Here is a 26,412-nt window from a genome sequence, read left to right as displayed (position 1 = left end):
ATTGTGGGGTCAAGGATGCGTCGCGGGTCCGCCAACGCGGAGAGCGCTGCCACACAGACGTCATCCGGCGTGAAGTATTGCCCCAGGCGTTTGGCTTCCCCGCGGGGCACGAGCGGCTCGAACAGACGCCATAGGAGTTCGCGTTGGGCGCGCACGGGCAGTCCATTCGCAGCATCAAACGGTGCAGGAAGGGCAGCGCCACTGACGACAGCTTTGATGGCAGCCTTGTGCGCCGCCTGCGCTTCCAACTGTGGTAGGGTAGCCAGCCGGATGCGCATGTCTTGTAGTAGAGTTGCGAGCACCGCTTCTTGTTCTTGCACCCTAGTCTGCGTCATGGAACTCCGCCGCATCTTGGTCAACTGGTAGACCCGCCGCCAACCGCTTCGCCACGTACTCGGAAAACGCAAACTCGTTGCCGCGAGCCACCGGCTTTGACTCGACGAGTGGAGACTTCCAACCCCGACCGCCGGGCTTGTGAACAAGAAGGACAGGGTCTTTGGAAACCGACCCAGGGGCCGTGACCTGCTTGAACGATTTCTGCGTCTTGTCCAAGAGCGTCGATGTTGACATTTGGAAACCCGCCTTCTGCAAGGCCCCGGTCAATGCTTGCCACACCGCCTTTTCTGTGCTGTGGAAGACCACAGTCATGGGTGCTCCAGGTTTGAGGACGCGGAAACATTCGGCGAAGCAAGAGGCTAGGAGATCCTCGTAGTGAGCGACGCGCTTGCCTTGCGCCGAACTTACGACGGCCTCAGCCGTAGCATCAGTGAATGCCCCCAGCCAACCCTCAGAAATCGCTGCAATTTCTGAATACTGGATGTTTCCTCCGAACGGCGGGTCTGTGAAGATGTAGTCGACCGAGCCGCTGGCAAGCGGAGTGCGCTGGGCTGGTCCGTGAATGACCGTCACGTTCCGAGATTGCGATTGAATCTTGTCCAAGTAGGTTGCCAGGGCCAAGACCTTCCGCTTCACCCCCAGAAAGACGTTTTTCTCGACCGGGCAGTGCGAGACATAGAGCGCACCCGGTTGGGCGCTCGTCACGACCGGCCTCGAATTACCCTTTTTGAAAACGAAACGTGTCATTAACGTGGAGTGCGCGGCGTTGTAGCTGGAAATTGCCACGCTAAGCAAGTCCCCATAGGGCGCCGGAAGGCGACGTGCCCTGTCCATTAGCAGCGCGACGGCGGCAAGGTTGGTTGGCGTGTAAAAGTGGTGCAGATGGGAAATTCCCGCGTGGTAGCCGGCGCGATGCATTTCCGTCCACTTCCCGTCCATCGTGACGACCGGCACCAAGGAAGAATTCTCTGCCAGGAAGTTTCTTGCTTTCTGGATGCGACGAAGGTCCTTGGTCGAGGCAGGCCGACCCCATGGAATTCCTTTGCAGGACTCGTCGTAAACCCGGACCGGGCGGCGCTTGACTTCGGTCACCTTCCCAAGAACCGGATCGGTGACGGTCTCCATCACGCGACTGGCGTCGCTAGGCACCATTTTCTTGCAGGAGTCGCATCGGGCTGTTTTTCGGAATGCACCATGTGCCTGGTCCACGAACTTATCAAAAAAAGCTAGCTCACACTGACAAGTAGGGCATTTTACGAAGTCCGTCCAAATCGCGTGCCGCTGCGGCGCATCGCCATAAAGCCAGCGTGCCTCCTTCTCTAGCAACGCCAGGACGGTGAACGCCTGCGCCCGAAACTCCTGGCCGGACGCTCCCGAAAAGACTGCCCTTGCTACCCAAGTGGGAAGCAAGCCCAAGTCGTTGCATACTGCCTTACGTGGAGGCTTCTCCCGTTCCGCCAGGTTGAGCTCAGCCACTGCCGCGGCCAGGCTGCACGAGCCGGCGAAGCAGTCGAATACCGTGTCCCCGGGCTTGCTGTGCGCACGCAGAAATTGAGTGATAGCGGCGGGGTTGATTTTCGTGGGATAGGGATGCAGCCCAAAGAAGCCGCCCGTCCTGGTGGATTGGACATACTCCTGGTAAGGAAGGAGTTCGGTTCGGCTCATGACAACAGCACCTCCTTGGCGCTGGCATTGAGCTGGGCGAAGAGGTCCGGCTCTGCCTCGCGCAGCTTCTTGCGGAAGCTTACGCGCCGGGACGCGAGGGCTCCACCCGCGGCAATTAGGTGAGGCTCGTTGTGTGCCAGAGATTCCGCAGCTCGTGCAATCGCCGTGCTTGCTCGCGCAACGGCTTCATGCGCGGGGTCGCCAGGCCGGTAGGCGGGGAACATCAGCGCCCGAAGGTGCACGTGCTGTTCGCCATGCTTACCCTTGGGTTGTGATTCCTTAATCTGCTCGTTGACCGTATCGCTGTTCAACATTCCGACAACGTAGGCTGCTTCGGCTCCGTCGTCGGTCTGCATCACGTAGAGCGTTTGATGATTGACGAATGGGCTGGGCAAGGAGGCCGTGGGAGTGGTCGCAGCACAGACGTCCTTTCCGCCAGCCCCATAGAACACTAGGTGGCCCTTCCACCTTGGCGGCTGATTGACGAGCTTGTTTCGCGTCCGCAGCGATTGACGGATGTCATCGAGCGTGCGGTCAATCTTTGCCGTCTTGCTTTTTTTGGCCTTGGCCTGCACCTTCTCGAACCACGCCTTGGCATTTTCGTGGCCCGCAACCTCAATTTCAGTCTGGTCCACCACGCGATACTTGCCGCCCTCCAACGCTAGAGGGAGGACAACGCTCCGAGGTTTCCCTACAAGGAAGGGAAGGACTTGGTCACTCTTCAGCGTCCAGAACAGATACTCGCGCTCCACGGCGCCCGTCGCGTGCAGGGTGCGCGCCTTCTTGTTGATGGGGTTGGTGCGTTCTTCGAGAGATGTTTCGACTCGCACCACGGCCTTGTCCGCGGCACTCTTAAGATCGACGAAGAACAGTGTGTGAGGCATAATGTCGGCCCCCTGCGAAAATCGCGCCTCATAGAAGGTGTCTGTCGCTGCGCCTACTGTTGTGCCATAGTAGGTTCCCGTGCCCTTTCGCGTCAACCGGTACTCGACTGACACTGGCTCCTCGTCCTCGCGGCTGAAGCGCAAGGCGGGCAGCAGGGCCGGCATTCCGCCAGTCTTATTCTTCGCCCCGAACAGAACGCACGCGGGGCGCTTGAACAAGGAGTCCATTTGCACGAAGTCCCAAAGTCGGGAGCCCGCCAGACCACTGTGTTCTGCGAAGGTGGAGGCCCGCAGCGGCTCGTGGTGCTTGCCGTTCAAGATTGTCGCTGGCAAGACGATGGCAAACTGGCCGCCCGGCACCAGAAAATGTTCAACGGCATGGAGCGCGAAGACTGTAGCGATTTCTTGGTGGTGTGCGGATTCGGCCTTTGGCTTGACGCCGAGAGATAGAGCGATATTTTCGAGTTGCTCCTTGTATCGTGCTTCAGGGAGGTTACTAAGCGTCAGCCACGGCGGGTTCGTAATCAAGAACTGGAAGGAAGCGCGCAGCAGCACTGGCCGATAGGTGTTCCTCAGCAAGAACGCCCAAACTCCGTTCCGTTTGCGCCGGACCCGTTCGGCGAGGGCTTCGCGCAGCTCAACAACGGCGGTTGAGAGTACCTCGGCCTCAACCTTGCTGAGCCCACATTTCTGCGATACGGCGTCGACCATCTGCTTGACGCGCGGTTCCAGCTTGGCCGTGCTGGTGCCTTGCACCATGAGTTCGGCCTGTTGGTGTGCTTCGGAGACGACGGAATCAAACGCGCTACTTACGCCAAAGACACTCGAAGGAAATTCGATAGAGCACTCATCCTCGTGGTCAAACGTTAGCACGGTGATATTCTCTTTCTTTTGGCCAACGCTTGTTGGCGTGAACAATGAATCCGCAAGGTAGATGGGCAGTCTGACCGGACGTTCCGCATTACTGATGTGCTCGGCGAGCGCCATGGCCAGCGTGGCCTTTGCGAGCGAGATGGAGACAGGGTTGATGTCAAAGCCCGCTACGTCCGAAAGGACATGGTCAAGAACGACTTGCGAGTTGGTTCCTGGGGGAAACGCTGACACCTTCCGCTCAACGCAGGCCCTGAGGAAGGAACCGGGACCGCACGCTGGGTCAAGGACTGCTGCCCCGGGCTTCTCGATTCCCGGGACCGCGCTCACGATGCGATTAGCTAGCCATCCCGGCGTAAACACCTCCCCAAACTCCTTGCGCAGATTTGGTGGCATGATTGCCTCGTAGAGTTGGGAAAGCAGGTCAAAGCGTGCCGCTTCCTCGAAGTCAAGGTTCTGAAGTTGCTCCGCGACCATCGCAACGGCGGGTCGCAGGATCTCCAGCGTTTCGTCGGTTCCCAACCAGCGGAAAAAGTCACGCTCGACGAAATCACGAATGAAAGCCGAATGAAAAAAGTCGCCCCGGACACAATCTTCGGCAAAATCGGTGTGTTTCCTCTGCAACGGAGTCGCGAGCGAACAGCCGGCGAAGATACGGCTCAACATCACTAAGTACCCGTGCGCGAGGAATGCCTCCGGTTCCGGTTCTGCATTGTAGCCGTAGGACGACACCACATGCCTGAACCACAAGTCGAAAAGTAGCTTGGATTCCTGGCGAGAACTCTGCACAGACCAAGCTGAGGCCAATGCCTGACTTAGGACCCGGTGAAGTTCGGACCCGACGCCAAAACCAGCTTGCAGAATGGCCGGCGTTGCGACAATCGGCTCGCTCCAGAGCACCGCTTCGAGGTAGGCAAGCATCGCCTTCCCGTCAGTGGAAGTGAAATGTTTCTGGCTGCGGATCGTCACGGTGACGTTGGCTTCGGTTGCTGTCGAAGGCTCGCCTTCGAACTTGACGTCGTATTCGTACCACCGTTCGATGTCGGTCACGACCAACCGCGCAACCGACCTCGGATTTCCCTCGGCCTTTACCAGGCCGGCCACGTATTCTCGACCCTGCTTCTCGGCTTCTGCCCCGGCCTTGGCCGTCGACAGATCTCGCTTGTTTTCCACGACAAGGGCGCCGTGCTTTGTATCAATTCGGCCATGTTTTTCTCGGCCCCCCGTTTGGACCCTCACTCCGGTTTCCGAGCCCAGAGAAAACTCAAGGATCTTCCAGTAGTGCGAGGGGAACATGAGGGGCAGGCTGCTGGTAAAGGCGAACCGCCGCTTCGCCTCGTCCAGGCCGGACCCGCAGACCGTGCGCAGGAGCTCGGTGGCTGCAGCTTCGGGGCCCATCGTCGTAATGGGCGGCTTGGCCATGGTTAGCTCCCAGGCAAGGCGAAACTCTTGATGTCCTTCACCACGAGCTTCTCGACGTAGCTCTGGATGGACTCGTCTTCGAGGGCCGCTTTGACCTTCAGGCGGCGATGAAGGTCGTCGGTCAGTTTCAGGTGGACGGACTTCATCGTGTTCAATCCCCCTACCTGGAATCGCCTCAAAGGCCTTCCGTTGCGAATCCATTTGGATTTGGAGTCCAAAGCTGACCAGACTTTGCCGGATTGACTCCCCGGCTCCCCGTTCTTCCATGCCCCCTCTCCGATGCGCGGGACACCACAACGGGCCTCGGCGCTAATATGCCCTCGTGGGGGGAGTGAAAGTGAACCTCGGCCCCGGCCCACCATAGCCCGGTGCGCCGCCTAGAGCCAATAGAAAGTACGCCTTGACCTGCCCGGCGAAAACCGCTGACCACATGCTACTGCTTCGTCAATCAGGGGTTCGATAGCGGCCCTCTCTGTTGGTAGCACGAAATCCAATTCAAAAGCGTCGGTTTCCGGAAGCCGTCTGAAGACCAGAAGTGACGACTCCCGCTGGGTTCGGGGCATCGCCGAAAGGCGAAGGCCGCGCATTCTGGACGGCAGATTGAGACGCACCATGTGGTTCTCCCCCGCGGCCAATCGCAAGTCGAAGTTCTTGGTTTCGACTCGGCCGTCATGGTGCATCTGGATGTCCCGCACCACGCGTCGCTGGCCAACGACGGCCGCCCTGACTTGATCGTCGGTGAAGAAGTAGGGTGCCAACGTTACAGGCAGGTCAACCTGCGTTCTTGCCCCGCCTGACGTTGACCCCGCCTCAAAGATGAGCACGCCTGCCGCGGCCAGCGAAGCGATTTGGGCGTCTTCGGCAAGGGGCACCGCACGGGGTTCCGATAAAGGAGAGACTTCTGCCAGCCCGGCCCTTGGGTGGGTCGGGGGAGCCTGCCGTGGACGCGCCTCACGATAAGCCGTCACGAGGCCAACGTCAACCGGCGTCGCGTTGGCCCACTCGCGTTGCCACCAGGTCGCAAGAGCGTCCAGGTCCACAGGGGAGAGAGTACCTGCCATCGCCGCCTCCCAGTTCGACCGGAGTGCAGAATCCGTGACGTTTTGGGAGCCGACCACGACCCGGTGTTGTCCATCCGGGCGAGACCCCCAGTATAGCTTCGGATGGAATGCGTTGAGGGGGCGTAGTCCCCGGGCCAAAACCTCGTGGAAACGCACGATGCGGACCTCGGCATTGGGTTGCCGGGCCAGCATGTCCAGAGCACTCGGTTCAGTGATGCCGAAGTCGATGCTAGTTAGGATTTCCTTCCGGATGTCGGCTGCCGAAAAACCGCAGCCCAAGCGCCCCAGGGCCTGAACGCCCTGAACCGTGATGTACGCGACGGCCAGCCGTACGCGATTGTTGTCGTGAAAGGTGTCGCGCAGAGCGGTTGAGGACGCCTCCCGGGCAGTAGGCGACTGGAGGTGTAGAGTCACGATGGACATCCGATGTAGTGCTTCTTGAACATGACCGCCATTCAGGCCGAGCTTCCACGGGACCGCTTGCGCCTGGGTTCCTTGGGGGAACGCCCACAAGCCTTTCGTCTCACCCGATGAGTCCAGCGCAGCGGGACGCAACCCCCGCCACCCCTCTCCTTTAAATAATCCCTCCCGCCTACCCGCGCCCACCGAGCCTTTCCAAGCGAAGGCTCCCCCAAATTCCTAGGTGGTCACCGTGGGCCGTAAGGAAGACAACATCGCCAAGGCGCGCGAACTGATGCATCAGCCCGAGTTCATCCGGAACATCGGGACGGCCGCGCACATCGACCACGGCAAGACGACCTTCTCGGACAACCTCATCGCCGGCGCGGGCATGATGTCGGAGGACCTCGCGGGCAAGCAGCTCGTGCTCGACTTCGACGAGCAGGAAGCGGCGCGCGGCATCACGATCAACGCGGCCGCGGCGTCGATGGTGCACGACTACGGCGGCAAGCAGTACCTCGTGAACCTCATCGACACGCCCGGCCACGTGGACTTCGGCGGCGACGTCACGCGCGCCATGCGCGCCATCGACGGCGCGTTCATCCTCGTCTGCGCGGTGGAGGAGGTCATGCCGCAGACGGAGACCGTCATCCGGCAGGCGCTGCGCGAGAAGGTGCGGCCCATCCTCTACATCAACAAGGTGGACCGCCTCATCAACGAGGTCAAGCTCACGCCCGAGCAGATGATGGCGAAGTTCCAGAAGATCATCACCGAGGTCAACGGCCTCATGCTCAAGCAGATGCCGCCCGAGTTCAAGGAGAAGTGGGCGCTCTCGGTGGAGAAGGGCACGGTGGCCTTCGGAAGCGCGTACCACAACTGGGCCATCTCGGCGCCGTGGGTGAAGAAGAGCGGCGTGAACTTCAAGCAGGTGTTCGAGTACCTGCAGGCGGGCAACCAGAAGGAGCTTGCGAAGAAGGCGCCCATCGCGCAGGTCATGCTCGATCTCTCGATCACGCACCACCCGCCGCCGCACGCGGCCCAGAAGTACCGCATTCCGCACATCTGGAAGGGCGACCTTGCCTCCGACATGGGCAAGTCGCTCGTCGAGACGAACGAGAAGGGCCCCGTGGCGTTCATGGTGACGAAGATCATCGTGGACCCGCACGCGGGCGAGGTGGCCGTGGGCCGCGTCTTCTCGGGCTCGATCCGCAAGGGACAGAAGCTCTTCGTAAGCGGCATGCCAAACGCGAACACGGTGCAGAGCGTGGGCCTCCTCGTCGGCGCCGACCGCATCCCGACCGAGGAGGTGACGGCGGGCAACATCGCCGCCGTCGTCGGCTTGAAGGACGCGATCGCGGGCTCGACCGTGACGGAGGTCCAGGAGATGGAGCCCTTCGAGAAGATCGTGCACTACTCGGAGCCGGTCGTCACGAAGGCCATCGAGGCCAAGCACACGCGCGATCTCCCGAAGCTCGTCGAGGTCATGCGCACGGTCGCCAAGGCCGACCCGTCGATCCAGGTGGAGATCAACCAGGAGACGGGCGAGCACCTCATGAGCGGCATGGGCGAGCTCCACCTCGAGATCACGGAGTACCGCATCGTGAACGAGCACAAGGTCGAGATTTCGACCTCGCCGCCCATCGTCGTGTACCGCGAGTGCGTGCAGAAGCGGAGCCCCGCGGCCTTCGAGGGCAAGAGCCCCAACAAGCACAACAAGTTCTACGTCATCGCCGAGCCCCTGGAGGAGTCCTTCGTCAAGGCCATCAAGGAAGGCGAGATCCCCGAGGGCAAGGTCAAGAACATCAAGGACCTCGTGCCGCGGCTCGTCGAGCTTGGCTGGGAGAAGGACCGTGCCAAGGGCTTGATCGCCGTGCAAGGGACGAACATGCTCCTCGACGTCACGAAGGGCATCCAGTACCTGCACGAGACCCGCGAGCTCATCCTCGAGGCCTTCAAGGAGGCCATGACGAAGGGCCCGCTCGCCGGCGAGCCCGTGGCGGGAGTGAAGCTCCTGCTCGTCGACGCGAAGCTCCACGAGGACGCGGTCCACCGCGGGCCGGCGCAGTCCATCCCGGCGATGCGCAACGCCATCTACGGCTCCATGGTCACGGCCGGACGCACGATCCTCGAGCCCAAGCAGAAGATCTTCGTGAACGTGCCCCAGGACGTCATGGGCCCCGTGACCCGTGAGATCCAGCAGCGCCGCGGCGTGATCGAGAACATGGAGCAGGAGGGCGATCTCACGATCATCCACTGCAAGGCGCCCGTGGCCGAGCTCTTCGGCTTTGCCTCGGCCATCCGCGGCGCGGCGCAGGGCCGCTGCCTGTGGTCCACCGAGCACGCGGGCTTCGAGATGCTTCCCCGCGAGCTTCTCGACAAGACCGTGGGCGAGATCCGCAAGCGCAAGGGGCTTCCCGAGAAGCCCTACGAGGCGGACTACTACGCGGGCTAGACGCTCCTCAAGGATGCGACCACAAGTCTAATGGCGCGGCGGGTCGGGCGGCGGCCGATGCGGCGCCTAGCTTGCCTCGCCGTCGCCTTGGCGGTCGTGGCCGCCGGTTGCCTTTCCACCGACGACGCCAAGGAGCCGCTGCAGGCGTCGGAGCTTCCGCCGGCCGCGCCTCCGGTCCCGGCGCCGGGCCTTCCTCCGCCCCCTGCCGATTGGCCCGCCTGCGAGCACCCGTGGCCCTGCGCCGACGGCTCCGAATGGCCTCCGGGTCTTGCCGGGCCTTTCGAGCTTCTGGAGATCGTCGAGCATCTCGTCCCGAGCTTCGACGGCACGGCGCTTCACGGCTACGTCCTGCGGCCCGCCGTGCCCGAGGGAGTCCGCGTTCCGGTCGTCCTCTCGTCGACCATCTACTACGGCCAGGTGTTCCAGACGCCAAAGAGCCCCACCCGCGCTGCGCTTGCGCTTGGTGCCGAGGTCCCCGAGGCGCGCCTGATCGCGGAGGGCTACGCAGTGGCCTACTTCAGCGTTCGGGGGACGGGGCAGTCGGGCGGTTGCCTGGAATGGTGGGGTCCAAACGAGCAGCGCGACCAGGCGTGGCTCGTGGAGTGGCTTGGCGCCCAGTCTTGGTCCAACGGGCGCGTCGCGATCATGGGCGGCTCCTACGGCGGCACCACGCCTTGGATGGCCGCCATCCAGAACCCGCCGAGCTTGAAGACGATCGTGCCGGTCGCCGGCGTGGTGGACGCCTACACGTTCTCGTACACGCCGCAGGGCGCGCCCTTTGTCATCGTGGCGCAGTACCTCAACTCCTTCACCGCCGTGAATTCGCTCCTGCCGCCGCTTCTGGGCGATCCCGCCGGCATTCCCGGGCACGCGCAGCGCGCGCCCGACCGCCTCTGCGAGCCCACGCGCCGCAACATGCACGAGCGGGAGACCGAGAAGTGGCTCGACGAGCGCGACGCGGGCTACTGGGCCAAGCGGCGCTTCTCCGACGGCTTCCCCAACCTTTCGGCCGCGGTCTTCCTCGTCCACGGCTTCCAGGACCGCGGAGGGTCGGGGCACGCGCAGCACGACCTTCTCGTGTGGAGCTGGCTGCGCGAGGCGCCCAAGCGGCAGCTGCAAGGACAGTGGGCCCACGAGATGCCCGACACGCCGACGTGGGAGGACGACCTCCTCGCGTGGTTCGACTTCTGGCTCAAGGGGATCGGCGAGGGACCGCCGGGCCTTGGCCACGTCGAGTTCGAGGACAACCTCGGGGGCTGGCACGAAAGCGTCGCCTGGCCGCCCGTGGAGTCCCGGGAGGAGGTGCTCTATCTTGCAGGCGGCAAGCTCGCGCCGGCACCGTCTGCGGGCTCGCGCGCGTTCCTTTCGTCTCCGGGCGTGGCTCCGCGATCCACGGTTTGCCAGGCGTGGATCCAAGAGGCGACGGGATCGCCGCCGATTGACGCCACCGGGCTCGTCTACGTGACGGAGCCATTGAAGGAGGACGTCCTGCTGGCGGGCAATCCCATCGGGCTGTTCCCCATCAAGAGCGACCGGCCCGGCGGGCAGTTTGCCGTCGATCTCTTCGTCCTGGACGACCGCAATCCGTGCACGGAGACCGCGCGGCAGATCTCGGGCACCGTGGTCGATCTCCGGTTCCACCAGGGCAACCTCAAGGGAATCGATTTCCCCGTCGGCGCGCCCACGGCCGTTCGCGTCGATCTCGAGGACATCGCGGAGTGGATTCCCGCCGGCCACCGGCTGGCCGTCGTGGTGAGCCACGGCCGGGTCCTCGACCGGCACTCCGGAGGCTCGCACGTCGCCACCCTTTCGATCGAAGGCCAGGGGGCCGAGTTCGACAGCCACATCGTCCTTCCGATCCTCCGCGGAACCCTCGGCGGCCTGCCGCCGACGATCGCCTACCCGCCGCGGCCGTTTGCGCCCGTCTGATCCCCGTTTGCCGGGTGAAGGCTCATGCCCGCACACGGCCTTCGAGCCTTGTGCGCAAGGAACCATCCCCGGAGCTTCGCGCCCGCCTGACGCCCGAGCAGTACCACGTCACCCAGCAGTGCGGCACGGAGCCTCCGTTCACGGGCAAGTACTGGAACCACAAAGCGACGGGCATCTACAAGTGCGTCGTCTGCGGCACCAACCTGTTCAAGAGCGACGCGAAGTACGAATCCGGGACGGGGTGGCCAAGCTTCTGGCGGGCCGTCGACCCGGCGAAGGTGCGCGAGCTGTCCGACGACGCGTACGGCATGGCGCGCACGGAGATCCGTTGCGCGACGTGCGACGCGCACCTTGGGCACGTGTTCGACGACGGCCCGGCGCCGACCGGCCGGCGATTCTGCGTGAACAGCGCGTCACTGGAATTCGAGCCCGTGTAGCGGGCGTGCGACGGAGTGACAGGGAGGCGGCGGTCGGCGTCGGGGGGGCCTGCTCGGACGGGCGCCGGCTTTCGGCGGTCCCGTCGAGCCCTGGCTTTTCGGGGGCCGCCGGGCGACGGAAAAGGGGCTTTTCCCAACCCGTTCGAACGGCGGCGGCTTTCACCGCGAGCGTTCGGTGGCCCCTTCGCAAACCTCATCTAGGCCGCCCGGCTACAGGCCCTTCCGAGGTGCAGACATGGCGACGTCGACGCTGCGCACGACCGCGCAGCCCACCCGCTGCGAATGCGGGCAATCCTTCCCCCCCACGCTTGCGGGCGCCTGGGCCGCGCGCGAGCACATGGACGCCACGCGCCACCGCATGGTCGCGTAGGTCCGGGGACGCCCGGGAGCAAAGCTCGGCGTCCCCGAGGTTTGCCCCCGAAAGCTCTTTTCCACCCGGCCGGCTGGCCGCTCATGCACTCCGATCCGCCGCCTTCGGACCTCGCGCTGCGCCTTGCCGCCGCCGGGCGCGTGCCCGCCGAGCGCCTGTTCGTGGCGCTTGCGGGCCTCCTTGCGATCGGGCTTGCGCTCCTCGAGTTCTTCCTGCAAGCGTTCTCGGGGAACGTGATCCTCGGCGGCGGACCCGCCGCGTGGACGGCTCCCCTGATCGCGCTGTGCCTCTCGCTCGTGCTTGGAATCTTCCTATTGCACGCGCACGCGACGCTCCTTCGGGACCCCGTCGAAGGCGCGATCCTGGCGGCGGGCTTCTCGCTTGCCCTGCTGTTCTTCGGCGGCACCTCCGGCGCCGCCGCGGGCCTTCTTGGCGCCCTGGGCGCAGCCGTGGTGCTCGTGCGCCACGCCCGTGTCTACGAATGGATCCAGGCGCGACGTCGCGCGGCGACGGCCCAGGAGCCATCGCCTCCCGAAAGCTACGCCTACTCCTCGGCGCCTCCGGAGACGAGCTAGCGCGTCAGCGATCGGTCCCGTTGCGCAAGATGGCGCGCAGGTGGGCAAGCTGCTCGTCGTGCTGCGGCGTCGGTCGCTCGAAGACGTCCTCGACGAGGGTTTCAAGCGGCGGGGATTGTGCCGCCTCGGCCTTGCGGACGGCCTGCTGGACGAGCGCCTCGTGCTCGGCGCGGACGCCCTCTTCCCACTCGCGCGTCCACAATCCGCGGGCCTCTAGGTAGCGGCGGAACCGCTCCACGGGGTCGCGCGCCTTCCACGCATCCACCTCGGAGGGCTCGCGGTAGCGCGTGGGGTCGTCGCTTGAGCTGTGGCCCTCGATGCGGTACGTGAGCGCCTCGACGAGGGTCGGGCCTCCTCCGCCCCGCGCTCGGTCCACGGCCTCCTTGGCCGCGGCGTAGCACGCGAGCACGTCGTTTCCGTCGACGCGCACGCCGGGCATGCCGTACGCGGCGGCCTTCACGGCGATCGTCTCGCTGACCGTCTGCTTGGCAAGCGGGACGGAGATCGCCCACTGGTTGTTCTGGCAGACGAAGACGGCCGGCACCTTCCAGACGCCGGCGAAGTTGAGCGCGTGGTGGAAGTCGCCCTCGCTCGTGGCGCCGTCGCCTAGGTACGCCATGGCCACGACCTTGTCGCCCTTCACCTTGGCGCCGTAGGCCATGCCGACGGCGTGGGGAAGCTGCGTCGTCATGGAGCTCGACCACGCGACGTGGTTGAGCGCACGGTCGGAGAAGTGCATGGGCATGCTTCGTCCCTTCTCCACGGCAAGCGAGTTGCCGAACATGTGCGCCACGTACTTCTCCAGCGGCCAACCGCGCAGGAGGAGCACGCCGCCCTGCCGCAGCGCCGGGAACACCCAGTCCTCGGGGCGAAGCGCAAAGGCCGTGCCCACGACGGCGCCCTCCTCGCCGCGCGTGACGCCGTAGAATCCGATGCGGCCCTGGCGCTGGAGCAGCATCATGCGGCCCTCCAGCGCGCGGATGAGAAGCATCGTGCGGTACAGGTGCTTGAGGTCGCCGTCGGAGAGCGCGGGCTCGAGCGACTTGTCGAGCAGCGATCCGTCCTCGCGCAGGACGCGGAACAAGCCCCGCTCCTTCGCAAACGGGTCTTCCGACGGACTCACGAAGCGGTCAAACGTGGGACCGTCCATAAGCGTTCGTGCCCGAAGGGGGCGGGCGCGCCGGCCGGCGGACGGTCGACCGTTTGGCGTTTCCCCACCACCCCCCGCCACCTTTTTGCGCTCGGCGGGCGAACTGGGATACGGGCCACCATGGACGATTTCAAGATCACGCTCGACCGGGAGGCGTTCAAGGCGCTGGCCTCCGACACGCGCCTGTCCATCCTGAAGGCCCTCGACGAGCGGCCCATGACGGTCTCGGAATTGGGTCGCAAGCTCGAACTCAACAAGGCCACCGTCTTCGAGCACCTGGAGAAGCTCGTGGCCGTCGCGCTCATCCGCAAGGAGGAGGACGTCGAGCGCAAGTGGGTGTACTACTCGCTCACGTGGAAGGGGCGCCGCATCCTCCACCCCGAGCGCGTCACGATCGCGATCCTCCTGTCCACGGCGCTTGGCGCGTTGACGACGGGCGCGCTGTTCCTCGCGGCCTATCTCACGCCCACGGCTCCTGAGCCGCCCACCGGCGGGCCCGAAGCCGCGCGGTCGCTGGCGTCGGACATGGCGCAGGCGCCGCCCCCCACGTCCGCCTCGGCCGATCCCGTCACGCTTTACGTGGCCGTCGCGCTCTTCCTCATGGTCGCGATCCTCTCGACGGCCGGCTTCCTCCTGTGGCGCCGCGCGAACGCGAAGCAAGCGTGAGGCTTGACCCCACATTACTGCGCAATTGCGCAGTAAACCTTACCGCAGGTCGTTCGCGTCGATGACGTAGCGGCCGGGATTCAAACGCTCGGCCTCCTCGGGCGTGAGCGGCTCGGCGCGCACGCGGTCGGAGAGGATCGCGCTGTGTCCAAAAGGGTCCTCGATCACAAGCGTGGCCACGCGCCGTCCCTCGACGATCTCCTGGAGATGCGCCAGGCGCTCGTCGAGGAGGCGCTTCTTCTCGGGCTCGTCCGTGAGAAGCCGCGCGCGCAGCATCGCGCTGCGCACGCGCTCGAGCACGCCTTCCACGTTGCTCACGAAGGCTTCCGAGGCGGGCGTGGGCGTGGCCGTGAAGCCAAGCTCGGGCACTTGGTAGGTGCCGCTGTTGGAGCGGACGACGCGCGCAGTCAGGTCCTCGGCGCTCTTGATGGAGAGCGTGTGCCGCGCAGGGTCGCGTTGGGCAAGCGGCATGAAGTCGGTGTGGCGGAAGGCGCACGCCTGGCAGTGGACGACCGTGTGGAGGACTTCGCCGAAGTAGGGGATGGACTGGTTGTACGACGTGAGCGAAAGCGTCGTGCCGTTGCAGGCGGGGCATTGCGCCCGTGAGGTGGCCTCGACCACGCGAAGGAGTTTGCCGGTTATGTATAAAATGCTGCCGGCCGGACACCGGGCGGGCGGAAAGGCCTTAGTTCGTGGAGGCCGCGCGGAGCTTGCGGCGGTCGACGCGGAGGCCGCCGGGCGTCACGACGACGAGATTCTCGCCGATTCCCGCCACGTCGCCCTTTACGTCCGTGGCGACCTTGCGCAGGTCGTTCACGATGCGCTTCATGAGGATCTCGTCCTTGGCCACGTGCGAGAGATCGGCCACGAGGATGTTGCCGCGGTAGACGACCTCCGTGAAGGCTCCCACGTCCGCGTAGGCGGTGACCTCGGCAACCTGGATCGAGGTGTCCGACTCCGGCGCGGGCGCGTCGGCCGCGTACTGCGCAAGGTCGAGGTAGTCTTCGCCGCGGCCGCTCAATCCGTCGTCGCCAAGGAGGCGCTTGACCAAACCCATCGTGCATCCCTTCTGGTCGCGAGTGAATGGCGAGCCGCCGAATATAAAGGTGGCGAAATATTTTGCGGGCGCGCGCCCAATCCCGCAAGCGTTCGCTTTGGAGGCCCCCGACCAGCGCACCCTTTTAACCCCCCGCCGGCCTATCGAAGGCCGACGCACCATGACCCGCGACGACCTCCTGGTCCACAACTACGTCGTCGAGGCGAACCTGCCCCGCCGCATGCCGCCGCGCGTCGTCTTTTGGGACGAGACGCTGCGCGACGGCGAGCAGACGCCGGGCGTGTACTTCACGCCCGACGAGAAGGTCCAGCTGGCCAAGGTCTTCGACGACCTTGGGATCACGATCCTCAACTGCGGGATCCCCGCGGTCTCGGACAAGGAACTCCAATCGGTGAAGCGCATCGCGGCCGAGGGGCTGCGCAACGCCTCCGTGCTCGCCGCCTGCCGAACGCTGCGAAGCGACATCGACGCATGCCTCAAGTCCGACGCCGACGAGTGCTCGCCGTTCATCGCGGCCTCGCCGGTCCACCTCAAGCACAAGCTTCGCATGACCGAGGAGCAAGCGATCGCCGCGGCGACGGACGCCGTGCAGTACGCGAAGGACCACGGCCTCAAGACGACCTTCGTGACGGAGGACACCGTGCGCGCCGACCTCGACTTCGTCGGCCGCATCTACAACGCCGCGATCGAGGCCGGCGCCGACCGCATCCTCTACTGCGACACCGTGGGCGTCATGACCCCGGCGACGATGCGCTGGTGGGTGAACGAGGCGCGGTCGCGCATCCGCCTGGACGGCACGGAGGAGGGCGTGCACATCCACAACGACTTCGGCATGGCCACGGCCAACACGCTTGCCGCCGTGGAGGAGGGCGTGCCCGTCGTCAACACGACCTTCGGGGGCTTGGGCGAGCGCGCGGGAAACGCGCCCTTCGAGGAGATCGTGATGGCCCTCGAGCTTCTCTACGACGTCCGCACGGGCATCAAGATCGAGCGCATCCACGAGGCCGCGCGCCGCGTGGAGGAGCTCTCCGGCGTTCCGCTTGGCATCACAAAGCCCATCGTCGGCTACAACGCCTTCACGCACGAGAGTGGCATCCACACGGACGGCGTCATCAAGCACACGCTCACCTACGAGCCCATCCAGGTGGACACGCTGCGCCGCCAGCGGCGGTTCGTGTTTGGCAAGCACACGGGCGCGCGCGCCGTCGAGGCGCGCTTGCAGGAGCACGGCCTTGGCGCCACGCCCGAGCAGGTGCGCGCGATCGTCGCCGCGATCAAGGAGAAGACGGAGACCACGACCAAGCGCGAGGTCGCCGAGTTCGTCGCGCAGTACCGCGCCTTCGACGAGAACCACAAGGGCGTGACGCCGCGCGAGTTCTGGGCGATCGCGGCCAAGGCGGGCGTGAGCGTGCCCGCCGACCTTCTGGCCGGCGCGCGGAAGGAGCGCAGCACGGGGCAGCTCTGAGGATGGACCCCCGCAAGCCCTTCGCCTGGCGCCGCTTTGCCGACGGCTCGTGGAAGGAAGAGTCGGGCAGCGTTCCCGCCGAGACGCGCGTCGCAATCGAGTTGAACGACGAGCCCGCCGGCACGATCTGGGCAAGCCCGCACGAGCCCGATCGGCTGGCGCTTGGGCACCTCCTGCTCGAAGGGTGGTCGTTCGACGCTCCCAAGGCGCGGGCGGAGCTTTTGGAGTCGGACGGAGGCGTCGTGGCGCGCGTGCACGCGCCCGGCGCCGTGCCCCCGCGGGAAGCGCCGCTTCCGCCGGCGGCGTTTGTTCCACCGTACGCGCCGGCGTCGGTCGTTGCCTGCGTGGCGGGGATGCAGCGCGAGGCCAAGATCTATTCCGAGGGCGGGGGCGTGCACGCGGCCGCGCTCTTCTGGGCGGGCAACCTCCGGTACCTCGCGGAGGACGTGGGAAAGCTCAACACGTTGGCGCGGCTGGCGGCGGCCAAGGCGCTCGACGGGCGAACGCGCCGCGCGCTCCTCCTATGCTGCACGGGCCGGGTGACGGGCGCGATGGCGCGCCGGGCGGCCCTCCTGCACGCTCCGGTCGTCGTGACCCTCTCCTCGCCCACGGCGGAGGGCGTCTCGGTCTGCCGCGCCGCGGGCATCACGCTGGCCGGGTACGCACGCGGAAAGGGGTTCAACGTGTACGTGGGCGACCGGATCGCACCCGTTTCCGGCTGACGGCGGACGGGCGCTGGCGAAACGGATAAGCCCTCGGGCGACCAAGGTACAGCGATGTCCAAGCGGTCGCCCTACTCGTTCGAGTTCCGCGCGGGCGACTACGAGATCCACCCGGAAACGATCCTCACGGGCGCCCGCCTCGTGGCCAACGCCATCCGCACCAATCTCTGGGGCATGCCGCGGCTCTCGGGCACGGCCGCGGAGATCGCCCGCCAGGTCGTTGCGGCCAACGCCGAGGGCCGGTTCCTCATCGCCGGCCAGGGCCACTTCCGATACTTCTGGATCAGCGACTTTGGCAAGTCCATCCGCGGCCTCCTCCACATCCTGCCGCGGGCGTACCTGCTTGAGCAGGTGAACCGGTTCCTCGACGCGGCGATCGAGCGCGGGCGCGTTCCCACGTGTCTGTCCGAGGAGCGCACGTTCGACCTTCCGTACGCGCGCGCCGACGGCCTTCCCTGGCTCGTGCACGCGATGGACACGCTCGACCCGACGCTCCTTCGCGCTCGACGCGAGCCGCTGGAGCGCCTGACCGCGCGCTGGATCGACGACCATTTCGAGCCCGGCCGCGGCCTCATGCGAGGCGACGTGCGGGGCGATTGGATGGACACGATCCGGCGGCCGTCGTCCACGTACAACAACCTGCTCGCGCTGAACCTCTTCGAGACCCTCGCGCGCCACGACGTCGGCGGCGAGGTCGTCCGGGACCGCGCCGAGCAACTGGCGCGCGATCTCGTGGACGCGCGGTGGACGGGCTCCCACTTCACCGACTACGAGGCCGCGCCCGATTATCTCTCGGCCGATGCGAATGCGCCCGCGCTCTACTTCGGCCTCTTTGAGCCGGCGCGGCGCAGGAAGATGGTCGACGCGATCGAATCGTCGGGCCTCCTGCGGCCCGTTCCGATCCGCATCTCCGACCGCATCCACGGCGACCTCATGCCGCTGTTCACGCGCTTCACGCCCGCCTATCACAGCTCCGCTTGGCTGCACATGGGCCTCCTGTACGTTGCGGGGCTCAAGCGGCAGGGCGGAGGCTCCGAGGTCGACGAGCATCTCGGTGCGGTCGAGAACCTCGTCGAGCGCGAGGGCAACTTCGTGGAGGTCGTGGACCGAAGCGGGTTCCCGTACCGTACGCCGCTGCACACGAGCGAGCACGGGCTCACGATGGCCGCCGCGCTCTACGTGGAGGCGCGCGAGGCCGCGTCCGCCTGACCGGCCTCGTATCGGTTCGAGTCACGGCTTTCGGTTCTCCCGTTTCCCCCGTTCCTCCCGACGCCCGGTTTCCATCGGTGCAAAAGGATGGAAATCCTAGAGCCGCCAGTGGTGACGCGCTTCCGGTCCGGTCAGGCCAAGCCGCGGATCCAGCCGACCCTGCGGATGGAGCGCACGCGGGCCCGCGTCTGCGGACGCAGCCGGACTTGGACGCAACGCTGGCTTGACAGCTTCCTTCTGGACTAGCGCCGCGCACGACGCGCGCAGGCGCCCAGCGAGACCGCAAGCGCGGCAACGGCCGCCGGCAATGGCGTTTCGCGCCCCGCCTCCGGTTGCGCGTGGGAGGGCACGACCCCTTCGTCGGGGGCTTGCACCGCGCCTTGCAACGCGACGTTTGCCATGATGGTCGCCGTGAGCCGCGCGGCGGCCTCGAAAGCCGCCACGAGCTTGTCCTTGCCGCCCGCCAGCTGCTCGGCCGCCGGCAGCGTGTCAAACGGGTTGTGGTACGGCGGGTAGGCGAGGTCGACCGCGCCGCCGACCTTGAAACCGGGCACGCCGGCCGCGATGAAGGGCGCGTGGTCGCTTCGCCCCTGCTCGTCGTCTTGCACCCAGACGTGCTGCACGGGAAAGCCGAGGACGTCGTACGTCGCGCGCTTGACGAGCACGCGGAAGTCGCGGAAGCCTTGGAGCTGCGCCGCCGTGTAGTTCGACTCGTTGTAGTCGGCAAAGCGCGACCGGTAGGTGAACTGGTCGATCGGCGACGTCCGCACGTACATGGGCGGCACGCCGGCGCGTGCGGTGGGCGAGCGGTTCTCGGCCGGCCAGTGAATGCCGATCATGTCAAGCGAGGTGGCGGCCACGAGGCGAACGGTTCCCTGGGGGAGGCCAAGGAGCGCCTCCACGTCCGGGAAGCGCGCCATGAACTCCTTGCTTCCAAAGACGCCCCATTCCTCACAGTCCCAGAACGCGAACAGGATGGAAGCTTCGAGCGCCTCGCGATGCCGCGCGAAGGCGCGGGCGAGCTCCAACGCCGCGGCGATGCCCGACCCGTTGTCAAGGGCCCCCGTCGAGGTCTGCTGCGTATCGTAGTGGGCCCCGATCACGATCCAGTCGGTCGCGCTGCGGCCCTCCACAAGCGCGAGGACCGAGCGCGCGGGCACCGTCATCGGCTGGGGCAGGCGCACGGCGGGCGCCGGGAAGACGACGACGCTTCCGACCTCGCAGGCGTGGTCGAAGGCGACGGGCGCAAGCCCGATGCCCGAAAGCTCGGACTCGATCCATGCGCGGGCGTTGTCGTGCGTCGGGGTTCCCACGAACCGGTACGCGCGCGATGGATCGGTCGTAAGCGACAGGATCGTGTCGTAGATGTCCTGTCCGGAGACCTCGGTCGCGATGGCGGCGGCGCGCTCGTCGATGGACGCTTCGGACTGCCGGCCTGCGGGCTGCCGCTCATGCGCCGCGACCCCAAGCGGCGCGACCAGCAACGCGGCAAGCACGAGGAGGCCGGCCGTTCGCATGGGTGGCCGAGTTCGTTCCTCCCTAGATGAATCTTGTTGGACCTCGTGCGTTCGCCCGCAGGTAAGCTTAAGGGGACGCGGCCAAGCGCTTACTGGCCATCACCCCCCAGGCCGCTTTCTTTCCTTTCGTTCCGATCGAAGCGCCGTGATGGCCTCCATCGCAAGCGCCCACCCTTGGGACCAAGGAATGCGGACGCGCGGGGCGGGCTCGATCACGGTCTCGCGAAACAGCGCAAGCGCAACGAGACCCGACGCGAGGGTGACGACCCCGGTTGCCGCAATCGCGGTCTGAAGGCCCGCGGCGGCGGCGACGAACCCCGCAAACACGGCGCCCGCCGCGTAGCCGAGGTCGCGCCAGAGCCGATACACGCCGACGGCGGAGGCCCGCCAGCTGGGGTGGCTCGCGTCGCTGACGGCGGCAAGCAGCGTGGGGTACACCATCGTCGTGCCAAAGCCGATGAGCACGCTTGCCGCAAGCCAGGGCCAAAAGCCCTGCGTCGAGGCGAACAGCAGGAGCGCCGCCGCCTGCAGGATCATTCCGCCGACGAGGAAGGGCTTGCGTCCGTGCGTGTCGGTCCAGGCGCCCACGCGGATCTGGCTTCCGCCCCAAACAAACGTGTACGCCCCGGCGAGGATGCCGATGGCGTCGGGTCCAAGGCCCCCAGCGGCGAAAAAAAGAGGCAACACGCCCCAACTCACGCCGTCGTTGAGGTTGTTGACGAGGCCCGCCTGCGCGCAGGCGGCAAGATTGCGGTCGCGCCAAGAGGCGCGCGCGAACACCCATCGGAAGCTCGGCGCGGGGGCCCGCCGCGTGCCGGGCGGCGCATGGCCCGATCCTGGCAAGGCCAGCCGGCTCTCGAGCCGCGCGTGGTCGTGGGTCTCGCGAACGAACAGGAGGGACAGCGCCAGTCCGATGGCGGCAAACGCGAGGCCGGGATAGAATGGCACGGGCCGCAGCGCGTACGCGGACGCGAGGAAACCCGTCGCGATCGACGCAAGGGACACGGCGAGGTACCCAACCTCTTCGTTGAGGCCCATGGCAAGCCCGCGACGCGCCGGACCGGCAAGGTCGATCTTCATGATGACCGTCGCCGACCAGCAGAGCCCCTGGTTGATTCCGAGGAGCGCATTGGCGAACACGATCCAATCCCAGGAGGGCGCCGCGATCAGCAAGAGGGGAACCGGCAGGCCGATCAGCCAGCCCACGACGAGAATCGGCTTCCGGCCGCAGCGATCGGAGAGCCGGCCGGCGACGAGGTTCGCTCCTGCCTTCGTAAGGCCGAAGGCGACGAGAAAAGAAAGGATGGCCGCTTCCTCGGGGATGCCGAACGTCTCGGTGGCAAGAAGGGGGAGGATGGCGCGCTCCTGCCCGACCATGGCCCCGACGAATCCGTTGACGGCCATCAGCAGCGCAAACTGGCGCCAGTTCGCGCGGAGACCGAGGCGGAGGCCCGGGGGCGCCGAGGCTTCGGGGTCCGTCGACACGGCCTGGCGCATTCGCATCCTCCGCGGCGTCGCTCGACGTTCGCTCGTGCTTCCGCGGGCTTGGGTCTCCAACGCTCAGGGCAGATGACCCGCGCGCAGGTTCTCGCGCAACTGGCCCCGGAGGCCGGGCGTGTCGCGGTGGCGATGGACCGCCACCGCGTGTTGCACGGCCGCCTCCAAGACCTCCTCCTCCCGGTCGGCCGAGATCGCGACGGAGCACTCGACGTCGCTTTGGAACTCCCGGCAGTCGATGTACGTCCTCATTCGATCGGCCACCCGGATGCCGCAGACGGCCCGCTCAGGCCTTCGGCGGCAGCACGTAGCCCGCGATCTCGCCGTTGCGACCGCTTACCGGGAAGCCCGCGAGCGCCTTCTCGAGGGCGGACGTGGGCGTCCCGTGGACCTCGAATCCCGCCAGCTCGGCGATTGCGAGGGCTTGGGGGAGGAACTTCTGGGGGGCGATGCCTTGGAGGTGCTGCAGCGCCGCCTCGGGACCTGTGAACCATAGGTCGACGCGGACCGTCGTCTTGTCCTGGCCCACGAGCCACGCGTAGACGGCAAGTCCCGGCTCGGCCGCGCGAACCGCGCGGGAGGCTTCTTGCGCGATCCTGCGGAAATCGTCGAGCTTTCCGGGCTTCACCTTGAAGGTCACGGTCCATCCGATCGGTCCTTGCGAAGATGCTTGCGTCATGGGTTTCGCCTTCCGGCGAGCCTCAAGCCGGGCGACCGGATATGTAGATGGCGGAAGCGCGGCTTCGGTTTTTGGACACCGGGCCTTCCCGCTACGGCGCGCTCGCCTCGACGCGCGCGTCGACTTCCCCATCGATCCACCCGCTGTAGTCGTGGAGACCACGGAAGAACCACGCCTCGGTGCGCTCGACGCCGGGCAGCGCCGCTCCCATGCGGCGCAGCTCCTCCACCTCGGCCGTGCTCTTGGCAAACACGGTGAGGTCGAAGTTCCCAAGCTCGGCGGAGGAGGGGATGTAGGCGTACACGTGGTTCCCGTTGTACGCCTTCACGATCCCGCGCAGGGCGTCGTGGGGGCTGCCGGGCTCCAGGAAGAACTGCAGCTCGAAGACGAAGAGGCCCTCCGCCTTGCTCGGGTTGAACAGGGGCACGGGAAAGAAGCTGCCCTCCTGCGCCATGCGATCGTAGTGCCGCCGCACGGTTCGCCCGGTGACGCCGATCTCGGCGGCCACCTCGTCGAGCGAGCGCTTCGCGTTCCACCGCAGCGCGCGCAGGATGCACCAGTCGAGGTGAGTGAGCTCGCGATCGACGGGGGGCATCTCGCGGTCGTAGAACTTGAGCGGCTGCTCATCGCCGATGTTCTTGGCAAGTCGGGCGAGCTTTTCCTCGCGATCCTTCTCGTCCCGGAAGGTGAAGTCCACGCACAGGCCCTTGCCAAGGAAGTCGTGAACCTCCAGCAGTCCCTCCGTCGCGGCGATCTCGGCGATGGCGGGATCCTTCCGGTGGTCGTCCGGAATCTCGAACCAGTGCGCCTCTCCCGCGCGTCGGAGATGGCGCAGGTTCGGTACGACCTTGTACCCCGCGATGACGCCAAGCGATTCCATGCGCGCGAGGCGGGCCTTCACCGTCTCGGGCGTCACGCCCACGATCTCCGCGATGCGGCCGGGCTTGAGCGCGTCGGGATCTTTCGGTCGCCGCTCGTACGGCCGAATGCCCATCGCACGCACGATCTGGATGTCGAGGGCGTCCATGCGCGCCAAGGTCAGCCATCGCCGATAATCGTTCCGTGGCGGTGGCCCGCCGCGACGGCCCGTGTGCGAACATATTAAGGGGATCGTCGCGGTAGGCGCGGGCATGGCGAGCCCGTGGCTCACCGACGAAGCGCGCTCGGCCCGCCACGCTGCCGTCGCCCGCGAAGCCGCCGCGAAGTTCGCCGCCGGCGCGCCCCTTCTCGAATGCCTGCATCATGTCCAAGACTCGCTCGGATTCCTTCCACGCCTGGCGCTCGAGGAATTCGCCTTCGAATCGCGGCTTGCGCGCGAACAGGTCTGGAGCGCCGCCTCCTTCTACTCGAACTTCCGCGCGGAGCCGCCGCCGGTGGTCGAGGCGCGCGTCTGCACGAGCGTCGCCTGCCACCTGCGAGGCGGAACCGAGCTGCAGGCGCGCCTGTCGGTCCTCGCGGCAAAGCAGCCGCAGGACCTCGGCGTCAAGGCCGCAGCCTGTCTGGGCGCGTGCGATCAAGCGCCGGCCCTGTTGGCAAACGGAGGGCTCGTCTCGCGGGCCGACCGCCTCTCCGGCGCAGAGCTTGTTGCCGTCCGTGAGGTTCCGGTTCCCGCCTACGAGCGGTTGGGCGCCTACCGCGCGGGCGGAGGCATGCGGCTGTTCGAATCCCTCGCCCGCGAGCGCGCCTTTGAGCCTACGATCGCCGCGTTGATCGGGACGGGTCTTCGCGGCATGGGCGGAGCGGGCTTCTCGGCCGGAAAGAAGTGGGAGTTTGTCGCCAAGGCGCAAGGCTCGCCGAAGTATGTCGTCGTCAACGCAGACGAGGGCGAGCCGGGCACGTTCAAGGACCGCTGGATCCTGGAACGCACGCCGCACCGCATGCTCGAAGGGATGCTCGCTGCCATGCTCTGCGTCGGGGCCGACCAGGCGTGGATCTACGTGCGCGAGGAATACGCCGCCGCTCGGCGCGCGCTTGCCGCCTGCCTGGACGAGCTGCGCGAAGCTCGTCTGCTCGACGCGCCCCTCCAGAACGGCCGCACGCTCTCGGCGCGCCTGGTCGTGGGCGCCGGAGCGTACATCTGCGGCGAGGAGACGGCGCTTCTCGAGTCGATCGAGGGCAAGCGGGGCGAGCCGCGGTTGAAGCCCCCCTTCCCCGCGCAGTTCGGGCTCTTTGGCAAGCCCACGCTCATCAACAACGTGGAGACGCTCTGGTGGGTGCCCGAGGCGCTTGGCGATCCCGAGACGTGGAAGCGCTCCGGCACGACCGCGCCGGGACGCAAGCTGTACAGCGTCTCGGGCGACGTCGCGCGCCCCGGCGTCTACGAGCTTCCGCTCGGGACGAGCCTTCGCGAAATCGTTGCTGCCGCAGGGGGCATGGAGGGCGACCGCGCGCTCAAGGCTTTCTTCCCGGGAGGCATCTCCGCGGGCCTCCTGCCCGCCTCGCAGCAGGACGTTCCCATGGATTTCGACGCGCTTGCCAAGGCCGGCAGCATGCTGGGATCAGGCGGCGTGGTCGTGCTCGACGAGCGCCGTTGCGTCGTGGACGTGGCCGAGAATTGCCTCTCGTTCTTCGCGCACGAGTCCTGCGGCAAGTGCACGCCCTGCCGCGTGGGCACCGAGAAGATGCTGCACGCCGTCCGCGAGATCCGTGCCGGCAAAGCCTCGCCCCCGACGTACTCCCTGATGGAGGCGCTCTCCCGGACCATGGCGGGGGCCTCGATCTGCGGCCTGGGCCAGACCGCCTTCCTCCCGTTCACGTCGGGCCTGCGGTACTTCCGCCAGGAATACGACGAGCACCTCGGGGGCCGTTGCCCCACGGGAGCGTGCCGGCCGTGATCCGCCTCACGGTGGACGGCCGTCGGGTCGAGGTGCCGCCGGGGTCCACGATCCTCGATGCCTGCCGCAAGCTTGGCGTCGGCATCCCTACGCTCTGCTACCACCCCCGCCTGCCGTTGGCGGGCGCCTGCCGCGTGTGCATGGTGGCCGTCGAAGGGTCGCGCGTGCTCGTTCCCTCGTGCGCGCGCGCGGCCGAGGACGGCATGGTCGTCACGACCCAGGACGGCGCCAAGGACGCGCGCCAAACGGTCCTCGAGCTTCTTTTGGCCGACCATCCGTCGCCGTGCAAGAAGACGCTTGTCCCGGAGGGCTGCGAGCTCGAGAATCTCGCGCGCGCGGAAGGCGCCGTCGCCTCCCGCTTCGCGCGCACGGCGCAGCCGCGCGAGGTCGACCTCTCGAATGCAGCCATCGCCTTCGATCCCTCCGCGTGCATCCTCTGCTTCCGCTGCGTGCGAGCGTGCGACGACGTGCAGGTGAACGAGGTGATCGGCGTGCAGGGCCGCGGCTTCTCAGGCACGATCGCCTTCGACCTTGGCGACCCGATGGGCAAATCGTCCTGCGTGACCTGCGGGGAGTGCGTGCAGGCGTGCCCGACCGGCGCGCTCGTGGAGAAGACCGTGCACGCGCTCTCCGCGCCCGTCTCGCCCGCGCGCGTCGACACCGTTTGCCCCTACTGCGGCGTCGGATGCAAGATCACCTACGAGGTCGTGGGCAACGCGATCCTTCGCGGCATCGGACACGAGGAGGGGCCGGCCAACCGGGGGCGGCTGTGCGTGAAGGGCCGCTTCGGCTTCGACTACACGGCCCACCGGGAGCGCCTGACGACGCCCCTGGTCCGTCGCGAGGGCGTCGCGAAGGGGCCGCTCGGGAACCGCCGCGTGGAGGACGTGTTTCGACCGGCGAGCTGGGACGAGGCGCTCGACCTCGTCGCGCGGCGGCTGGCGACGATCAAGGATCGGCACGGGCCGACGGCGCTTGCCGGCTTCGCGTCGGCCAAGTGCACCAACGAGGACAACTACGTCTTTCAGAAATGGGTGCGGGCTTGCCTCGGCACGCCCCACATCGACCACTGCACGCGCCTGTGCCACGCGAGCAGCGTGTACGCGCTGCAGACCGCCCTTGGCACGGGCAGCATGACAAACGCGATCGACGACATCGCCGACGCCGAGGTCATGCTCGTCACCGGAAGCAACACGACCGAGAACCACCCCGTGCC

Annotated in this window: 24 protein-coding genes; 11 read left to right on the top strand and 13 right to left on the bottom strand. The window is 66.6% G+C overall.

Translation table 11 applies throughout. The features are described 5' to 3' along the window. From VM681_05835 to VM681_05815, 5 genes are all read right to left on the bottom strand, one after another. Nucleotides 1–335: hypothetical protein (locus tag VM681_05835; protein HVL87508.1), on the bottom strand; the 335-nt coding region annotated here is incomplete at its 3' end. Continuing rightward, nucleotides 322–2,001, bottom strand: coding sequence for a DNA methyltransferase (locus VM681_05830; GenBank protein HVL87507.1), 1,680 nt, complete (start codon nt 1,999–2,001; stop codon nt 322–324). The genes VM681_05830 and VM681_05835, both read right to left, overlap by 14 nt. Beyond that, nucleotides 1,998–5,177, bottom strand: a complete 3,180-nt coding sequence (locus VM681_05825) for an N-6 DNA methylase (protein HVL87506.1) — start codon at nt 5,175–5,177, stop codon at nt 1,998–2,000. Before VM681_05825 ends, VM681_05830 begins: the two co-directional genes overlap by 4 nt. 2 nt (nt 5,178–5,179) lie before the next feature. Beyond that, entirely contained in the window at nt 5,180–5,323 is a 144-nt protein-coding gene (locus tag VM681_05820; GenBank protein HVL87505.1) for a hypothetical protein, read from the bottom strand. Between the two features lie 231 nt (nt 5,324–5,554). Beyond that, nucleotides 5,555–6,751 (bottom strand): phospholipase D family protein, encoded by a 1,197-nt coding sequence (locus VM681_05815; GenBank protein ID HVL87504.1) that lies wholly within the window; start codon nt 6,749–6,751, stop codon nt 5,555–5,557. Nucleotides 6,752–6,890: 139 nt separating this feature from the next. Between VM681_05815 and VM681_05810 the strand changes: the two genes are divergently transcribed. The 5 genes from VM681_05810 (at nt 6,891) to VM681_05790 (ending at nt 12,400) form a co-directional block, all read left to right on the top strand. Then, a complete protein-coding gene (locus VM681_05810) occupies nt 6,891–9,089 on the top strand; it encodes an elongation factor EF-2 (protein ID HVL87503.1) in 2,199 nt (732 codons plus the stop codon). Nucleotides 9,090–9,146: 57 nt separating this feature from the next. After that, complete coding sequence (locus VM681_05805; protein HVL87502.1) at nt 9,147–11,018, top strand: CocE/NonD family hydrolase; 1,872 nt, start codon at nt 9,147–9,149, stop codon at nt 11,016–11,018. 50 nt (nt 11,019–11,068) lie between these two features. Then, complete coding sequence (msrB, locus tag VM681_05800; protein HVL87501.1) at nt 11,069–11,455, top strand: peptide-methionine (R)-S-oxide reductase MsrB; 387 nt, start codon at nt 11,069–11,071, stop codon at nt 11,453–11,455. Nucleotides 11,456–11,690: 235 nt separating this feature from the next. Further along, nucleotides 11,691–11,825, top strand: a complete 135-nt coding sequence (locus VM681_05795; protein HVL87500.1) for a hypothetical protein — start codon at nt 11,691–11,693, stop codon at nt 11,823–11,825. 83 nt (nt 11,826–11,908) lie between these two features. Then, complete coding sequence (locus VM681_05790; GenBank protein ID HVL87499.1) at nt 11,909–12,400, top strand: hypothetical protein; 492 nt, start codon at nt 11,909–11,911, stop codon at nt 12,398–12,400. A 4-nt stretch (nt 12,401–12,404) separates the two neighbouring features. Here the strand turns inward: VM681_05790 and pdhA are convergent, their stop codons facing one another. Further along, on the bottom strand, nt 12,405–13,523 hold the full coding sequence (gene pdhA, locus VM681_05785; GenBank protein ID HVL87498.1) for a pyruvate dehydrogenase (acetyl-transferring) E1 component subunit alpha: 1,119 nt from the start codon (nt 13,521–13,523) through the stop codon (nt 12,405–12,407). Between the two features lie 147 nt (nt 13,524–13,670). Here pdhA and VM681_05780 point away from each other — a divergent pair, with 147 nt between their 5' ends. Further along, entirely contained in the window at nt 13,671–14,216 is a 546-nt protein-coding gene (locus VM681_05780) for a winged helix-turn-helix domain-containing protein (protein HVL87497.1), read from the top strand. A 39-nt stretch (nt 14,217–14,255) separates the two neighbouring features. On the opposite strand, the gene VM681_05775 is transcribed toward VM681_05780, so the two are convergent. Both VM681_05775 and sepF read right to left on the bottom strand, forming a co-directional pair. Beyond that, the gene (locus VM681_05775; protein HVL87496.1) at nt 14,256–14,837 is read right to left on the bottom strand and encodes a ZPR1 zinc finger domain-containing protein; all 582 of its coding nucleotides are present in this window, start codon (nt 14,835–14,837) and stop codon (nt 14,256–14,258) included. A 64-nt stretch (nt 14,838–14,901) separates the two neighbouring features. After that, the gene (gene sepF, locus VM681_05770; GenBank protein ID HVL87495.1) at nt 14,902–15,273 is read right to left on the bottom strand and encodes a cell division protein SepF; all 372 of its coding nucleotides are present in this window, start codon (nt 15,271–15,273) and stop codon (nt 14,902–14,904) included. Nucleotides 15,274–15,433: 160 nt separating this feature from the next. On the opposite strand from sepF, the gene aksA reads away from it, so the two are divergent. The 3 genes from aksA to VM681_05755 are packed head-to-tail and all read left to right on the top strand — an operon-like array spanning nt 15,434 to nt 18,669. Next, nucleotides 15,434–16,738, top strand: a complete 1,305-nt coding sequence (aksA, locus tag VM681_05765) for a homoaconitate hydratase (protein HVL87494.1) — start codon at nt 15,434–15,436, stop codon at nt 16,736–16,738. 2 nt (nt 16,739–16,740) lie between these two features. Beyond that, nucleotides 16,741–17,460 (top strand): formate dehydrogenase accessory sulfurtransferase FdhD, encoded by a 720-nt coding sequence (locus VM681_05760; GenBank protein HVL87493.1) that lies wholly within the window; start codon nt 16,741–16,743, stop codon nt 17,458–17,460. 54 nt (nt 17,461–17,514) lie between these two features. After that, a complete protein-coding gene (locus VM681_05755; GenBank protein ID HVL87492.1) occupies nt 17,515–18,669 on the top strand; it encodes a hypothetical protein in 1,155 nt (384 codons plus the stop codon). A gap of 242 nt (nt 18,670–18,911) precedes the next feature. Here the strand turns inward: VM681_05755 and VM681_05750 are convergent, their stop codons facing one another. The 5 genes from VM681_05750 to VM681_05730 form a co-directional block, all read right to left on the bottom strand. Then, nucleotides 18,912–20,186 (bottom strand): M20/M25/M40 family metallo-hydrolase, encoded by a 1,275-nt coding sequence (locus tag VM681_05750; protein HVL87491.1) that lies wholly within the window; start codon nt 20,184–20,186, stop codon nt 18,912–18,914. 99 nt (nt 20,187–20,285) lie between these two features. After that, nucleotides 20,286–21,683 carry an MFS transporter gene (locus tag VM681_05745; GenBank protein HVL87490.1) on the bottom strand — a complete coding sequence of 466 codons (1,398 nt, stop codon included), beginning with the start codon at nt 21,681–21,683 and terminating at the stop codon, nt 20,286–20,288. A gap of 63 nt (nt 21,684–21,746) precedes the next feature. Continuing rightward, nucleotides 21,747–21,935 (bottom strand): DUF1059 domain-containing protein, encoded by a 189-nt coding sequence (locus tag VM681_05740; GenBank protein ID HVL87489.1) that lies wholly within the window; start codon nt 21,933–21,935, stop codon nt 21,747–21,749. Between the two features lie 34 nt (nt 21,936–21,969). Beyond that, nucleotides 21,970–22,362: an antibiotic biosynthesis monooxygenase gene (locus tag VM681_05735; GenBank protein HVL87488.1), complete on the bottom strand. Its 393-nt coding sequence runs from the start codon at nt 22,360–22,362 to the stop codon at nt 21,970–21,972. A gap of 91 nt (nt 22,363–22,453) precedes the next feature. Next, nucleotides 22,454–23,389, bottom strand: a complete 936-nt coding sequence (locus tag VM681_05730) for a winged helix-turn-helix transcriptional regulator (GenBank protein HVL87487.1) — start codon at nt 23,387–23,389, stop codon at nt 22,454–22,456. 103 nt (nt 23,390–23,492) lie between these two features. Between VM681_05730 and VM681_05725 the strand changes: the two genes are divergently transcribed. After that, complete coding sequence (locus VM681_05725; protein HVL87486.1) at nt 23,493–25,196, top strand: NADH-ubiquinone oxidoreductase-F iron-sulfur binding region domain-containing protein; 1,704 nt, start codon at nt 23,493–23,495, stop codon at nt 25,194–25,196. After that, nucleotides 25,169–26,412, top strand: a 1,244-nt coding sequence (locus VM681_05720; protein HVL87485.1) for a 2Fe-2S iron-sulfur cluster-binding protein, incomplete at its 3' end; no start/stop codon positions are given. The genes VM681_05725 and VM681_05720, both read left to right, overlap by 28 nt.

The organism is Candidatus Thermoplasmatota archaeon (assembly GCA_035541015.1).
In the GTDB taxonomy this organism is placed as follows: Archaea; Thermoplasmatota; SW-10-69-26; order JACQPN01; family JAIVGT01; genus DATLFM01.
The sequence above is the reverse complement of the archived record's forward strand: the minus strand, read 5'-3'. Positions and strand labels throughout refer to the sequence as shown.

Excerpts from the sequence above, each read along its gene's own strand:
- VM681_05760 (HVL87493.1), top strand. The coding sequence starts at position 16,741 with ATGGACCCCCGCAAGCCCTTCGCCTGGCGCCGCTTTGCCGACGGCTCG.
- VM681_05745 (HVL87490.1), bottom strand. The coding sequence starts at position 21,683 with ATGCGCCAGGCCGTGTCGACGGACCCCGAAGCCTCGGCGCCCCCGGGC.
- VM681_05755 (HVL87492.1), top strand. The coding sequence starts at position 17,515 with ATGTCCAAGCGGTCGCCCTACTCGTTCGAGTTCCGCGCGGGCGACTAC.
- VM681_05735 (HVL87488.1), bottom strand. The coding sequence starts at position 22,362 with ATGACGCAAGCATCTTCGCAAGGACCGATCGGATGGACCGTGACCTTC.
- VM681_05780 (HVL87497.1), top strand. The coding sequence starts at position 13,671 with ATGGACGATTTCAAGATCACGCTCGACCGGGAGGCGTTCAAGGCGCTG.
- sepF (HVL87495.1), bottom strand. The coding sequence starts at position 15,273 with ATGGGTTTGGTCAAGCGCCTCCTTGGCGACGACGGATTGAGCGGCCGC.
- VM681_05725 (HVL87486.1), top strand. The coding sequence starts at position 23,493 with ATGGCGAGCCCGTGGCTCACCGACGAAGCGCGCTCGGCCCGCCACGCT.
- VM681_05730 (HVL87487.1), bottom strand. The coding sequence starts at position 23,389 with ATGGACGCCCTCGACATCCAGATCGTGCGTGCGATGGGCATTCGGCCG.
- VM681_05825 (HVL87506.1), bottom strand. The coding sequence starts at position 5,177 with ATGGCCAAGCCGCCCATTACGACGATGGGCCCCGAAGCTGCAGCCACC.
- VM681_05790 (HVL87499.1), top strand. The coding sequence starts at position 11,909 with ATGCACTCCGATCCGCCGCCTTCGGACCTCGCGCTGCGCCTTGCCGCC.
- VM681_05740 (HVL87489.1), bottom strand. The coding sequence starts at position 21,935 with ATGAGGACGTACATCGACTGCCGGGAGTTCCAAAGCGACGTCGAGTGC.
- VM681_05805 (HVL87502.1), top strand. The coding sequence starts at position 9,147 with ATGCGGCGCCTAGCTTGCCTCGCCGTCGCCTTGGCGGTCGTGGCCGCC.
- aksA (HVL87494.1), top strand. The coding sequence starts at position 15,434 with ATGACCCGCGACGACCTCCTGGTCCACAACTACGTCGTCGAGGCGAAC.
- VM681_05830 (HVL87507.1), bottom strand. The coding sequence starts at position 2,001 with ATGAGCCGAACCGAACTCCTTCCTTACCAGGAGTATGTCCAATCCACC.
- VM681_05820 (HVL87505.1), bottom strand. The coding sequence starts at position 5,323 with ATGAAGTCCGTCCACCTGAAACTGACCGACGACCTTCATCGCCGCCTG.
- VM681_05750 (HVL87491.1), bottom strand. The coding sequence starts at position 20,186 with ATGCGAACGGCCGGCCTCCTCGTGCTTGCCGCGTTGCTGGTCGCGCCG.
- VM681_05795 (HVL87500.1), top strand. The coding sequence starts at position 11,691 with ATGGCGACGTCGACGCTGCGCACGACCGCGCAGCCCACCCGCTGCGAA.